Consider the following 13,881-nt stretch of genomic DNA (forward strand, 5'->3'; position numbering starts at 1 on the left):
ACGTACCCTTGCCCTGAGGACGTTCGAGGGCCACGGCTGGCACCTGATCGGGGGGGGGGATGTATGAGCGCGGGCGGCGTTTGCTGCGCCCGGCTGGCGGCGGCTTGTATTGCGATGGTATACCTCGGCGCTGCGCATGCCGGCTCAATTGAAGAGCAACTGACCGCGAGCTACTGGCACGTGGGTCGAGAGGTATCCGTGTACGGCCAGCAGGGGTTCGTCTATGCCGACATGAAATTTCACCGTGATGGCTACTGGACCCAGTTCTATCGTAGCTACGTGCCTAGCCTGTCTGGCTGCCACCAGGTCGGAGACGAAGTGGTCAGTGCCGGCCGCTGGCGTCTGGAGGATGAGCGTATTCTGATTACCGGCCTGCGTCCGGGCGCCGCTACCTGGACGCGCTCTGCAAGCCTGCGCTTTGGCGATGGTTATCTTGAAGTCGCAGGTGGTCTGGTACGCTTCGAGGCGGCCAGTTCGATTGCGGGTGGTTTCGGCTGCCAACCTCAGTATCAACCACGGTTTGAAGTGCATTCGGGATTCAGGTTTTCACAGGAGTGACACAGGTAGTGACGACGGGAGCGAGTGCCGCGCAGCAGTGCGCGTTGCTGATTGATGACCACGCCCTGTTCAGGGCTGGACTGGTCATGTTGCTGGCGCAGCATCCGCAGCTGGGCGAGCTGCTGGAAGCCGGTTCGGTTGCTGAGGCCAGACGTATCGAGCGCCCCGATGTGGCGTTGATCATTCTGGATGTGTGCATGCCGGGCCTGAATGGCCTGGAGGGGATCGCCCTGCTGCGACGGCAATTCCCGGTAGCCTCGGTGTTGGTTCTGTCCGGTAACGATGACTTCGGCTGGCGCACGCAGGCACGGGAAAAGGGGGCTGATGGCTTTCTCAGCAAGGCTGCCGACGCCGACCAGATCTCCGCTGCGATCGACGTGCTGCTCAGTGGGGAGCAAAGCTGGAGTGATCCGGGCAACGCCGAGGTGACCGCTGCCGTCCCGGCATTGACCGCGCGGCAGGTCGAGGTGCTCTGCTTGCTCGCCGAAGGGCGCTCGAACAAGGCCATTGCCCGCGAACTGGGCATGGCAGAGAACACGGTGCGCGTCCATGTCTCCGCGATATTGGCTGCTCTGGGCGTCAGCAGTCGTACGGAAGCGGCGGTAGTCGCGCGTGTCCGGGGCATTATTCGTTGAGCGCACCGCGCAGCTCACGCGTTATTGCAGGCGGCCCTGTTTCTGGTTGGTGATGGCACGATGATGCTCTATATTTCGGACAACTGCGTGCCGCCGCCTTGGTGATGCCGCGTGTCATCGTGACTTCGGGGAGGGGCGTGGCGGTGTCCGACGGATTGGCTGGGCAAGTGCTTGCCCCCTGGCGTTTGCCTGAAGCGCGCCTCTTCAATGAACAGGCCAAGCTCATTACCCAGCACCTGCTGGGCGTGGGCATTGTCGGTGCCAGCATGCTGGGCCTGTTCTGTGCGTTGACCCTCTACTGGCTGTTTGATGACCGTACCGGGTTTTACTGGCTGGCCTGCAGCTGGTTACTTAACGGTGCGACCTACGCGCTGCTGCGCAATGTTGTGCATCGACCGATGACCGCGCCCCGACGTTTCTGGCTGCTGGTCGGCGTGTTTGCCAGTACCGGTATCGTCTGGGGCGTGTTGCCTCTGCTGATTCTGGATGCCGACTCCCCGATTCCGTTGTTGCTGATCATGGTGGTGATCATTACCCACGGAGCGGGCACCTTCGCCATTAATGCCTCCAGCATGCCGCTCTACTGCGCCTACATTTACCCGGCGGTAGCGCCGCTGATGATTGTCAGCCTGTTCAGCTCTGATCCGCTGATGCTTGGTCTGGGCGGTCTGTGTTTTATCTACCTGCTCTGCATGACTATGTTCGCCAGCGGCGCGCAACAGGCCGCCCGCCACAGTCTGCAGTTGCAGTTCACCAACCTGGAATTGGTGGAACAGTTGCGTACGGAGTCCGAACAACGCGAGCTGGCCCGTGCTGAAGCGGTCGCTGCAAACCGCGCCAAGTCCAGCTTTCTTGCCGCAGCCAGTCATGACTTGCGTCAGCCGCTGCATGCGCTTGGGCTGTTTCTGGAGGCGTTGGGGCGTAGCGGCATCAATGGCCGTCAGCAGGAAATGCTCGACAACGCTGCCGCAGTGTCGGCGTCGGCCCGGCACATGCTAAATACCTTGCTGGATTACTCCCGGCTGGAAGCCGGCGTGATCGAACCGGCGCCCTGTGGCTTCCGGCTGCAGACGTTGTTCAGCAAACTGGAACGCGAGTTTGGCCCGCAGGCCGATGCACAAGGGCTGGTCTATCGCTGTCGGGATACCGTACTGGCTGTCGATACCGACCCCTCGCTGGTCGAACTGATCCTGCGTAACCTGATCAGCAACGCGTTGCGTTATACCGAACGGGGCGGTGTGCTGGTGGCGTGTCGCAGGCGCGGTGCCATGGCCCATATCGAAGTCTGGGATACCGGCATTGGCATCGCCGCAGAAAACCGCCAAGCAGTCTTTCAGGAGTTTTTTCAACTGGGCAACCCCGAGCGTGACCGGCGCAAAGGGCTCGGTCTGGGGTTGGCGATTGTTCAGGGGCTATGCAATACCCTGGGCGTCGAGCTGGAGCTGGCATCGGTGCTGGGCAAAGGCTCGGTATTTCGTCTGATTGTCCCGGTAGAGCTGGGCGGCGTCGTCAGCGACACCAGCGCGCCGGTCCGACAGCGGGCCAATTTCGACGGTGTCTCGGTGCTGGTGGTCGATGATGACGAAGCGGTCCGGGTGGCAATGAGTGAGCTGCTGTCCTCCTGGGGCTGCCGCTGTCTGGTTGCCGATTCCGCCGCCAGCGCCCTGCGGGTGTGCAGCGCCTTGCCTGATCTGCTGATTGTCGATTACCGGCTGCGTGACGGTCAGACCGGCGCTGATGTCATGACCGCCCTGGGTGAGCGCCTCGGCACCCTGCCGCCCACCTTTATCATCACCGGCGATACCGCCCCCGATCGCCTGCGCGAGGCGCAAAGCACAGGCGCCCTGTTGCTGCACAAACCGCTAGACACCGCACGCCTGCACGATGCGATCAGCCAGATGCTGAGCGCGCAATCAGCTGCCGGTTGAGGTGCGGCTGGGCGGCCAGTTCGGGGCAGACGCCTGCCGCTGCGCCGCTGTGAGTTTATGCGCAAGCACTGCGTCGATTAGAGTTAACGTCTCTGCCGTAAGCTGGAGATACTTCATCAACGATGCGCCTGGCTTACCCAGCTTGGCAGCATGCCCCGCGCTGTAACCGATAATGAGCAGAACTGATCTAGAGATGGGATTCTGCTCAGCACGGCCATCCGCTGCCGCGCGGCGTGTTGCCTACCCACCGGCTTTGCCCGCGACCATTTAAGTTACACTGCGATTTTGCGCGTATCCCAAGGAGCAGTTGCGTGAACACGGAAAACCATTCCCAGACCGCCGCCTTTCTCTGGTCGATTGCCGACCTGCTGCGCGGTGACTTCAAGCAGTCCCAATACGGTCGCATCATTCTGCCGTTTACGCTGCTGCGGCGGATGGAGTGTGTGCTGGAGCCGACCAAAGAGGCGGTGATCAGTGAGTCCCATGCGCAGGAAGGCCGGCCGGATCTGGTGCGTGAGCGGTTCCTGCTGCGTGCTTCTGGCCAACAGTTCTTCAATGCCTCCAAGCTGACCTTGGGCACGCTGTCTGACACCCAGACCGCTGCTGACCTGATGAGCTATGTGCAGTCCTTCAGCAAGGACGCCCGCGAGATCTTTGAGCACTTTCACTTCGAAGACTTTGTTCAGCAGCTCGACAACGCCAATTTGCTTTACCAAGTGGTGCAGCGCTTTGCCGCGACTGACCTGAGCCCCGAGCGCATCAGCAACTTCGGCATGGGCATCATCTTTGAAGAGCTGATCCGCAAGTTCGCCGAAAGCTCCAATGAAACCGCCGGGGAGCACTTCACCCCGCGCGATATCGTGCACCTGACCACCTCGCTGGTAATCACCGGACAAGACGACAAACTCAAGCCCAACAGCATCGTCACTATCTATGACCCGACTGCCGGCACTGGGGGCTTCCTGTCCGAGGGCGACGAGTACATCCAGTCCATCAGCCAGCAGGTCACCGTGTCGCTGCACGGCCAGGAGCTCAACCCTGAGTCCTACGCCATCTGCAAGGCAGACATGCTGATCAAGGGCCAGGACGTGACCAGCATCAAACTGGGCAATACCCTGTCCAACGATCAACTGGCCGGCCCCGAGCACCGCTTTGACTTTATGCTCAGCAACCCGCCGTTTGGCGTGGAATGGAAGAAGGTACAGAAGCAGATCACCGACGAGCACAGCGAAAAAGGCTTCAACGGCCGCTTCGGCCCCGGCCTGCCGCGTGTCTCTGATGGCTCGCTGCTGTTCCTGCTGCACCTGGTCAGCAAGATGCGTGACCCGCGTGAAGGCGGCTCGCGCATCGGCATCATCCTCAACGGCTCGCCACTGTTTACCGGCGGCGCCGGTTCGGGCGAGTCGGAGATTCGCCGCTACCTGCTGCAGAACGATCTGGTCGAGGCCATCATCGCCCTGCCCACCGATATGTTCTACAACACCGGCATCGCCACCTATGTGTGGGTGCTGAGCAACCACAAGGCCGCCAAGCGCCAGGGCAAGGTGCAGTTGATCGACGGCAGCCAGCACTTTGCCAAAATGCGCAAATCCCTTGGCAGCAAGCGCCAGTACATTACCTACGAGCAGATCAGTGATCTGGTGCGCCTGTATGGCCGCTTTGAGCAAACCCCGCAGAGCAAGATCTTCCCGGTCGAAGGCTTTGGCTACCGGCGCATCACTGTCGAACGCCCGCTACGTCTGAACTTTCAGGTTAACGCTGAGCGTATTGAAAAGGTGCTGGAAGAAAAGGCCATTCAGAAAATGGACGCGGCGGCACAGCAGCAACTGGTCGCCGCCCTGCAAGCCATGGACGCCAGCGTTCTGCACCGCAACCGCGAGCAGTTCAGCAAGTTGCTGAAGAAGTCTCTCGCTGCCCACGCCGTATCGCCCAGCACGCCCGAGCTGAAGGCCATCCTCAATGCCTTGAGCGAACGCGACCCCGAAGCGGATATCTGCATCACCAAGGGCAAACCTGAGCCAGACGCCGCCCTGCGCGATAACGAGAACGTGCCGTTGGGTGAGTCGGTGTATGACTACTTCGAGCGCGAAGTGAACCCCCATGTGCCGGATGCCTGGATCGACGAGAGCAAGACCGATGCGCAGGACGGCGAAGTGGGCGTGGTGGGGTTTGAGATTCCCTTCAACCGCCACTTCTATGTGTTCCAGCCGCCACGCCCTCTGGAAGAGATCGACCGCGACCTGAAAGCCTGTACCGACCGCATCAAGCAGATGATCGAGGGGCTGTCGGCATGACAAATTTGTCGGGAGCAAATTTGCACAATGGCGCAGCCGTTGGCCCGCAGGGCGAGGGCAGGGAAAGCCCGAGTAGGTTTCCGAAGTATTCGGTGTACAAGAATTCCGGGGTTGAGTGGCTGGGTGAGGTGCCGGAGCATTGGGCTGTGCATCCACTCAAACGGGCTATTGAACGAATCGAGTCTGGCACCAGTGTCAATGCGGCGGATTTTCCAGCAGAGCCTGGTTCCTTGGGTGTTCTGAAAACCAGTTGCGTTTACACAGGAAAATTCGACTGGGCCGAAAACAAGACGGTGGATCATGAAGACCTGAGCAGAGTCAGCTGTCCGCTTCGTAAAGACACGCTCATTGTTAGTCGGATGAACACTCCCGACCTGGTGGGAGCCACGGGCCTGGTTACCGAAGCTCCCAATGGAATTTTCCTACCAGACCGACTCTGGCAAGTTTATTTCCTAGTAAATCATTCTCCAGAGTTTCTTTTCTACTTCACCAAGTCTCGGGAATACCGGGAGCAGGTAAAGATGGCCTGTTCCGGAACCAGCGCAAGCATGCAGAATCTTGGCCAGGATGATTTCCGTGGCTTACTTTTCGCTGAGCCGCCAAAGCATGAACAAACCCAAATAGCCCGCTTCCTTGACCATGAAACCGCCCGCATCGACGCGCTGATTGAAGAGCAGCAGCGCCTGATCGAACTGCTCAAGGAAAAGCGCCAGGCCGTCATCTCCCACGCCGTCACCAAAGGCCTCGCCCCTATGGTGCCGATGAAAGACTCCGGCGTGGAGTGGCTGGGCGAGGTGCCGTCGCATTGGGATGTTTTGAACTTCAACCTCTTGGTTTATATCGCTGAAGGTCAAGTAAATCCAAAGCTTCAACCGTACTCGGACATGTTGTTGATCGCGCCGAACCACGTCGAGTCAGCTACAGGGCGGCTGCTCTATCTTGAAACTGCCGAAGAGCAAGGTGCTGATAGCGGAAAATACCTGTGCCAAGAGGGTGATGTTGTTTACAGCAAAATCCGACCAGCTCTGCGGAAGGTTTGTGTTGCGTCCAAGGCATGTCTTTGTAGTGCGGACATGTACCCCATGAGGGGGCACTCCGGTCTGGAGAACCAATATCTTTTTTGGTTTATTTTGTCTGAGCCTTTTTCCGCATTTGCTTTGCTGGAGTCTGATCGTGTGGCAATGCCAAAAATTAACAGAGAGTCTCTGGGAGGGTTGAAGCTAGCGAGACCGCCAGCGGAAGAACAAAGGAATATTGCAACGTTTCTCAATAAAGAAACGCAGAGGATTGATGCGCTAATTGATGAGGCCCTATCTGGCGTCAGTTTGTTAAATGAGCGCCGCTCAGTCCTAATATCCGCCGCCGTCACCGGCAAAATCGACGTACGCGGCTGGCAGCCTCCGGCGAGCGCTAAAGCCCCCGAACACACCACACAGATGACCGCCTGAGCACCAGGCCACAAGGACGTCGCATGATCATCAATGTCGATAAAACCAACCTGAACAAGCTGCTGGGCGTGCCCAATCGCCAGCTGACCATCCCGGCCTATCAGCGCCCCTATGCCTGGGAGGCGGAGCAGGTGGATGAGCTGTGGCACGACATTGTCGAAACGCTGGGCAGCAATCATTTCATGGGTTCGGTGGTGCTGTGTTCGCCCGATCAGGCCCGTCCCGAGGTCATCGACGGTCAGCAGCGCCTGACCACCATCATTCTGTTGCTGGCGCTGATCCGCGATGAGTATCAACTGCGCAAGCCCGATCTGGTCGGGCGCATTCAGCAGTTTTTGCAGAACGCCTATGCCGAGCCGGACTTGCGCTTCAAGTTCCGTCCCGGCAATGCCAATGCGCGGGTGTTTACCGATTTCATCCTGTGCGCCCCGGACGATGACTCACGGCGCGACTGGGCGACTGTACGGCAGCTCGCCAGCCATGAGCTGAACCGCAACCTGCGCATGATCGAAAATGTCGAACGTCTGAAAGGCTATCTCGTCCCCTGGCTGGCGGCTAGCGACAACCCCTTGCAGGCGCTGGAGCAGATCGAGCGCAAGATCATGACCGGGCTGGAGTTCGTGGTCATCGATGTGCCGGACATTGCCAATGCCTTCATCATCTTCGAGACTCTGAATGATCGCGGCCTGGCGCTGTCGGCCGGCGACCTGCTGAAGAACCACCTGCTCGCGGCGGCTGCCAAGTCCAGCGAGTCGGTCGAGGCCCTGGCCGCCGACTGGGACATGATCATTGACAGTCTGGAAGGCGGCGACATTACCCGCTTCCTGCGTCACTACTTGCTGACGCAGCATGCTCAGGTACAGAAAGATGATGTGTTTGCCTTATTCAAGAAGGAGGTAGGCAGCCGGGGCGTGAAGCCTCTGGTCAAGGACCTCAAGCTGATGGCGCGCTTCTACGGCCAGTTCATCAAACCCGAGCTGGTGGCGGACAAGGCCGTGCGTGAGGTCTACCAAAACCTCAATACCTTGCGTGCCACCATGTGCTATTCCGCGCTGCTGGCGGCCTCATCAGCGCTGGACAATGACGCTCTGCGCGATTTCGCGCGTCTGTGTGAAGTGCTGACCTTCCGCTACAGCACCATTTGTAGCAAGGACTCCAAGGAGCTGGAGCGCTTCTATCATCAGGCAGCCAAGGTGCTGGCAACCAAGGGCGTAGCGGGGCTGGAGGAGGCGCGCAAGATTCTCGAAGCGGCATCGCCGAGTAGTGAGGAGTTTGTGCTGGCCTTCCGTCAGCAGTCGATGGGGCGGCAGTACATCGTCAACTACATCTTCCGCGGCATCGAGAATCATCTTTCGCCTGAAGAAAAGACCCTGCTGAGCACCCAGCAGGTGCATATCGAACACATCATGCCGCAGACCCTGTCGCTCGCTTGGCGAGAGGCCTTGGGCGAGGATGCCGATCAGCATGAGCTGTTCGTCAATCGCTGGGGCAATCTGACACTGCTGGGCGGTAAGCTGAATATCACCGCCTCCAATCAGCCGTTTGCCGAGAAGCTGGCGCTCTATCGGCAGTCCAAGATTGCGTTGGCCCAGGCGCTAGCCGCCTATGAGGATTGGGGCCTGCCGCAAATCGAGGCGCGACAGGCGCAACTGGCGCAAATCGCGGAAGGCATCTGGCGCATCTAAGGTGCGGCGTTGACTAACGGAAGGTGAGTAGCAGCATGGCAGACAGCAAGGAATATCAGTTTCAGCAGGACATCATCACCGCCATGGTCGCCCAGGGTTGGCTCACCGGCCCGGCCAGCGGCTATGACCGGCGCACGGCGCTCTATACCGAGGACTTTCTCGACTACTTCAAAGAGGCCTGGCCAGAGCGTTGGGACAAGTTCGCCAAGGCTAACCCGAACAACCCGGAAGCGGTGCTGGTACAGAAACTGGTGCGCGAACTGGAGCAGGACGGCAGCCTGGATGTGCTGCGCCATGGCTTCAAGCTGCCGGGGGTGAAGATAGAGACGTGCAGCTTCAAGCCCGACCACGGTATGAACCCAGATACCCTCAAGCGCTACCAGTGCAACCGCCTGCGCGTGGTGCCGGAGGTGTCGTATTCGCCTCACTATCGCGAGGGCGAGTACAACCCGCGTCTGGATCTGGTGCTATTCGTCAACGGCATCCCCGTCGCCACGCTGGAGCTGAAAAGCGAGTTCAAGCAGAGCGTGGAAAACGCCAAGCGCCAGTACCGCTATGACCGCCCGGTAAAAGACCCGCTGACGCGCAAGCCCGAGCCGCTGCTGACCTTTAAGCGCGGCGCGCTGGTGCACTTTGCCGTGAGCCAGGACGAAGTGGCGATGACCACCCAGCTGGCCGGCAAGGACACCTTCTTCCTGCCGTTCAACCTCGGCAGCCTCGACGGCGGCGCCGGCAACCCGCCTGCGCCGGATGACAGCCACTACGCCACCGGCTACCTGTGGCAGCGCCTGTTCCAGCCGGATGCCTGGCTCAAGGTGCTGGGCCGTTTCCTGCACCTGCAGAAGAGCGTGAAGGAAGAGGTCGACGGCAGTCGCGTCACCAAGGAAACCCTGATCTTCCCGCGCTACCACCAGTGGGAAGTGGTCAACACGCTGATCGAGACCACCCGCAATGAGGGGCCGGGTAAGCGTTACCTGATCCAGCACAGCGCTGGTTCCGGCAAGTCCAACTCGATTGCCTGGACTGCGCATCAACTGGCCTCGCTCTACGACGCAGAAGGCCAGCGGCTGTTCAACTCGGTGATCGTGATTACCGACCGCACCGTGCTGGACAAGCAGCTGCAGGATACCATCTACCAGTTCGAGCACGCCCAGGGCGTGGTCAAGTGCATCACCCGCGATATCGGCAGCCAGAGCAAATCCGAGCAACTGGCCGAGGCGCTGGCTGGGCAGACGCGCATCATCATTGTCACCATCCAGACCTTCCCGGCGTTGTTCGATGCACTGGATAAATACCCCAAGCTGGCCAGCGGCCGCTATGCGGTGATCGCCGACGAGGCGCATTCCTCACAGACCGGCTCATCGGCCAGCAAGCTCAAGCAGATTCTCGGCAGCGATGCGCTGGATAAAGACGAGGGCGCAGAGATCAGCGCCGAAGAGCTGCTGGACGCCGCCGTGGCCGCCCGCGCACCGAACGAGCGCATCAGTTATTACGCCTTCACCGCCACGCCCAAGGCCAAGACCCTGGAGCTGTTCGGTCGCCCGGCCAACCCGGCATTGCCGGCAAGCGCCGACAACAAGCCGGAGGCCTTTCACCTGTACTCCATGCGTCAGGCCATTGAGGAAGGTTTCATCCTTGATGTGCTGCAGAACTACACCACCTACAGCACCGCCTGGAAGATTGCTCACCCGGACGGTGACGACGAGGAAGTGGACTCGAAAAAGGCGCGCATGAAGCTGGCGCGCTGGGTACGTCTGCACCCCTACAACATCAGCCAGAAGGTCGAGGTGATCGTCGAGCACTTCCGCGCCAATATCCGCCACCTGCTGGGCGGCCAGGCCAAGGCCATGGTGGTCACTAGCAGCCGGCAGGAGGCGGTGCGCTACCAGTTGGCGATGCAGGCCTATGTGCAGCAGATGGGCTACACCGATGTGCACCCGCTGGTGGCCTTCTCCGGCAGCGTGTTGCCTGACGGAGTGATCCCCGAAGAGGTGACGGAAAGCAGCAGCCTGCTCAATCCCGGCCTGAACGGGCGTGATCTGGCTGAAGCCTTCGACACCCAGGACTTCAACGTGATGATCGCCGCCAACAAGTATCAGACCGGCTTCGATCAGCCCAAACTGTGCGCCATGTACGTGGACAAGAAACTGCAGGGCGTGGACTGCGTGCAAACCCTGTCGCGGCTGAATCGTACCTTTGGCGACAGCAAACCGACCTTCATCCTCGACTTCTTCAACGACGCTCAGGACATTCTCGACGCCTTCCTGCCGTACTACACCAAGGCCGAGCTGACCGACGTGACCGACCCGCAGCTCATCTATGACCTGCAGAAGAAACTGGATGCAGAAGGGATCTATTACTGGCAGGAGGTCGAGGCGTTCGCCATGGCCTTCTTCGACCCGAAGGCTGCGGCCAGCAAACTCAGCTACTACTGCGCGCCGGCCAAGGAACGCTTTGCCAAGCGCTACAAGCTGGCCCTGGAATCCCGTCAGCACGCGCTGGACTTCAAGCGTACCGCCGAGAAGAACGGCGACAGCGCAGGCCTGAAAAAAGCCGAGGCGGCGCGCAAGGAGGCGGGCGAGCAGGTAGATCAGCTCGACCTGTTCAAGAAGAACCTGCAGAGCTTTGTGCGGTTGTATGAGTTTCTCTCGCAGATTATTCCCTATGAGGATCGTGAGCTGGAGCAGCTGTGCGTCTATGCCAAGCACCTGCACCCGCTGCTGCGCATAGACCGACTGGATCAGGAAGACGTGGACGTGGGCGAACTGCAACTGACCCACTACCGCCTGACCAAGCGCGCCGAGCACCAATTGCGCATGAGTGAAGAGCGCGGCGAATACAGTCTCGACCCGGCCACCGGCCTGGGCAGCGGTAAGCCCCATGACCCGGAGAAGAAGCGGCTGTCGGAAATCATCGAAGCGCTGAACGATATCTTTGGCGCCGAGGTGAGTGAAGAAGACCAGTTGCAGTTTCTCACCGGCATCGCCAATCGCATCAGCCGTCAGGAAGACGTAATGGCCCAGGTCAACAACCACTCGGTCGAGCAGGTGATGCACGGCCTTTTCCCCAAGCGGGTGTTGGATACAGTGCTGGATGCCATGACTGATCACGAGAAGCTTTCGCTGGAGGTGCTGGATAACGAAACCAAGAGCCGGGCGTTTGCGATGGTGATTCTGAAGATGCTGACGCAGCAGGCGAGGCGGGATCAGGGCGACGAATACCGCATCTGAAAGGCCAACCAAGTTAGGGAGTAACGATGGCGATTCCGGATTTTCAAAGTGTGATGCGTCCGGTGCTGGCGACTGTGCAGGATGGCGTACCGCTGGCGTTGAATGAGTTGCGCGAGCGCGTAGCGGATCAGTTTCAGCTGACCGAGGACGAGCGCAAAGAACGATTGCCCTCAGGCAATCAAACGGTGATCAATAACCGTGTGGGCTGGGCGCGCACCTACCTGAACAAGGCCGGCCTTTTGTGTATCCCAGCCAAGGGGATGGTGCAGATCACTGCCCGAGGGCAAGAGGCGTTGGTCAGCGGCCCGCAACGCATCACGGTGCGGTGGTTGAAGCAGTTTCCTGAGTTCGCTGACTTTCATACCTCCAAGCCGCAGGGCAGTGATGCGACCGTCGCGACAGAGCTGGACTTGATCGAGACGACGCCGGATGAGCAACTGGCAGAGGCGCATCAAGCGCTGCAGCAGTCGCTCGTTGATGAGCTGCTGGCGCAGGTGCGTGCAGCGACGCCGGGCTTCTTCGAGCAGTTGGTTGTCGATCTGATGCTGGCCATGGGGTACGGCGGGTCGCGCAAGGAAGCGGGCAAAGCAACGCAGGCCACCAATGACGATGGTATTGACGGCATCATCAATGAAGACAAGCTCGGTCTGGACGTGATCTACCTGCAGGCCAAGCGCTGGAGTAACACGGTGCACCGCCCGGAGATCGACAAGTTCATCGGTGCATTAACCCGGCAGCGGGCGCGCAAAGGTGTGTTCATCACCACCTCGGACTTCTCCGCAGGCGCACGCGAGGCGGCCTTGGGGCTGGACATCAAAGTGGTGCTGATCGATGGCGAAGAGCTGGCCCGGTTGATGGTGGAGAACAACCTGGGGGTGAGCGTCAAGCAGGTGTACGAGGTGAAGCAACTCGATAGTGATTACTTCTTGGAAGCGTAAGTGAGCAGGTCCCGCTTGCGGCTGGCTTGACCGGGTGTGCGGGCTGCCGGATGTAGCTTAGGCAGTCTCACCTTCGTAGTTGGCAAGCCACTCGTCGATGGACTGCATTCGAGGATCGTGGCTTGTGGTGGGGTGCATGATCATTCTCGTGTCTTCGTTGTTACTGATTACCTTGTTTTCGTAGTGATTCCGACACGTAGTTGAATTTCGCTGAAAGCCCCGATCTACATGGCTTTGCGGGGAATCCTTATCTGGATTTCTTATCTGGGAATTATCTGGAAATTGTCCGGCAGTTATCTGGAAATTATCTGGGGAAAACGCGGAGCGCAGTTGCTCCACTGAAAGAGATAACGGACGGATAGAGCCCGACTCAAGGCGCTGGTTTCGGTTCGGTGCCTTGTCGGCAACAAACAAGATATGGCGCAGTTTGCTCATGCAGTCGTGGAATGCTGTAAGGCTTTTCGGGACTGCGAGGTCGGTCTTCCTCCAGAAGCGATAAAAGTGGCTGTGCTCTCCTACGCGGAAGCGCCCGTCGGGTAGGGCTGCTCCTGCTTTACCTAATTTGGTTGAACGCACGCGAGTAAGGTAAACGTTGAAGATGCTGTACGCACTGGAGCCTGAGAGCGCGTCGCAAAAATACAAGTGCACGCCCGGCAGCTTGGCCTTACCGTTACCGAAGTGACCGGTTTTGTACCGGCGGTATCGGTAAGCCTCGATGCCCAGGGTGGCGAGAACTTCCTCAATGATGATTGGCGCATTCTCCTTGTACCAGTCCGGCGGAACGGCTTTGCCACTGGCGGGGCGAATGACGAGCCTTCCGTGCTCGATGCTCACCTCATCGCCCCGGCGAAGTAGTTTCTCGACAGTAGTAGCCATGCGCGGCCCCGTGCTGTTGTTCAGTGGGTTATCGGCTTGGGGTTACTCTGCGTCCCGCTCTTTGATCTTGGCTGCCAGCCAAGCATTCAGCTCGGCGATAACGTAGTAAACGGCAGCTTGGCGGCTGGCGCCGAACTTGATCGGCTTCGGGAAGGTCGGGTCTTTCTTGCGCAGCTTGTCGAGTCCTGAGCGGGTTTGGCCGATGACCTTGCGCACTTCGGTCTGGGGGATAAGAGCTTGGTCGATCTTTGAGTGAACTGGGTGCATCTGAGCGCCTCCGTATTGGGTA

The 13,881-nt window shown here is 59.5% G+C and carries 10 protein-coding genes; 8 read left to right on the top strand and 2 right to left on the bottom strand.

The genetic code is table 11. From position 1 onward, the window contains the following. The first annotated feature begins 63 nt into the window (after window positions 1-63). The 8 genes from C1949_RS15760 to C1949_RS15795 all read left to right on the top strand — a co-directional run bounded on the left by C1949_RS15760 (window position 64) and on the right by C1949_RS15795 (window position 12,716). Entirely contained in the window at window positions 64-558 is a 495-nt protein-coding gene (locus C1949_RS15760; protein ID WP_104739429.1) for a hypothetical protein, read from the top strand. Between the two features lie 8 nt (window positions 559-566). Beyond that, window positions 567-1,193 (top strand): response regulator, encoded by a 627-nt coding sequence (locus tag C1949_RS15765; RefSeq protein WP_211287182.1) that lies wholly within the window; start codon window positions 567-569, stop codon window positions 1,191-1,193. 143 nt (window positions 1,194-1,336) lie between these two features. Further along, window positions 1,337-3,121, top strand: a complete 1,785-nt coding sequence (locus tag C1949_RS15770; RefSeq protein WP_170063096.1) for an ATP-binding response regulator — start codon at window positions 1,337-1,339, stop codon at window positions 3,119-3,121. 311 nt (window positions 3,122-3,432) lie between these two features. Next, window positions 3,433-5,415 carry a type I restriction-modification system subunit M gene (locus C1949_RS15775; protein ID WP_104739431.1) on the top strand — a complete coding sequence of 661 codons (1,983 nt, stop codon included), beginning with the start codon at window positions 3,433-3,435 and terminating at the stop codon, window positions 5,413-5,415. Beyond that, window positions 5,412-6,863 (top strand): restriction endonuclease subunit S domain-containing protein, encoded by a 1,452-nt coding sequence (locus C1949_RS15780; protein ID WP_211287184.1) that lies wholly within the window; start codon window positions 5,412-5,414, stop codon window positions 6,861-6,863. Before C1949_RS15775 ends, C1949_RS15780 begins: the two co-directional genes overlap by 4 nt. 23 nt (window positions 6,864-6,886) lie before the next feature. After that, complete coding sequence (locus C1949_RS15785) at window positions 6,887-8,548, top strand: DUF262 domain-containing protein (protein WP_104739432.1); 1,662 nt, start codon at window positions 6,887-6,889, stop codon at window positions 8,546-8,548. Between the two features lie 35 nt (window positions 8,549-8,583). Next, on the top strand, window positions 8,584-11,778 hold the full coding sequence (locus tag C1949_RS15790) for a type I restriction endonuclease subunit R (protein ID WP_104739433.1): 3,195 nt from the start codon (window positions 8,584-8,586) through the stop codon (window positions 11,776-11,778). 26 nt (window positions 11,779-11,804) lie between these two features. Then, complete coding sequence (locus C1949_RS15795; protein ID WP_104739434.1) at window positions 11,805-12,716, top strand: restriction endonuclease; 912 nt, start codon at window positions 11,805-11,807, stop codon at window positions 12,714-12,716. 57 nt (window positions 12,717-12,773) lie between these two features. Here C1949_RS15795 and C1949_RS15800 read toward each other — a convergent pair whose 3' ends face one another. Together C1949_RS15800 and C1949_RS15805 are read right to left on the bottom strand one after the other, a co-directional pair. Continuing rightward, window positions 12,774-13,592 (bottom strand): hypothetical protein, encoded by an 819-nt coding sequence (locus tag C1949_RS15800; RefSeq protein ID WP_104739435.1) that lies wholly within the window; start codon window positions 13,590-13,592, stop codon window positions 12,774-12,776. Between the two features lie 42 nt (window positions 13,593-13,634). Continuing rightward, complete coding sequence (locus C1949_RS15805; protein ID WP_104739436.1) at window positions 13,635-13,859, bottom strand: helix-turn-helix transcriptional regulator; 225 nt, start codon at window positions 13,857-13,859, stop codon at window positions 13,635-13,637. Window positions 13,860-13,881: the final 22 nt, after the last annotated feature.

It is taken from the genome of Halopseudomonas oceani (genome assembly GCF_002903165.1).
GTDB classification, from domain to species: Bacteria; Pseudomonadota; Gammaproteobacteria; order Pseudomonadales; family Pseudomonadaceae; genus Halopseudomonas; species Halopseudomonas oceani.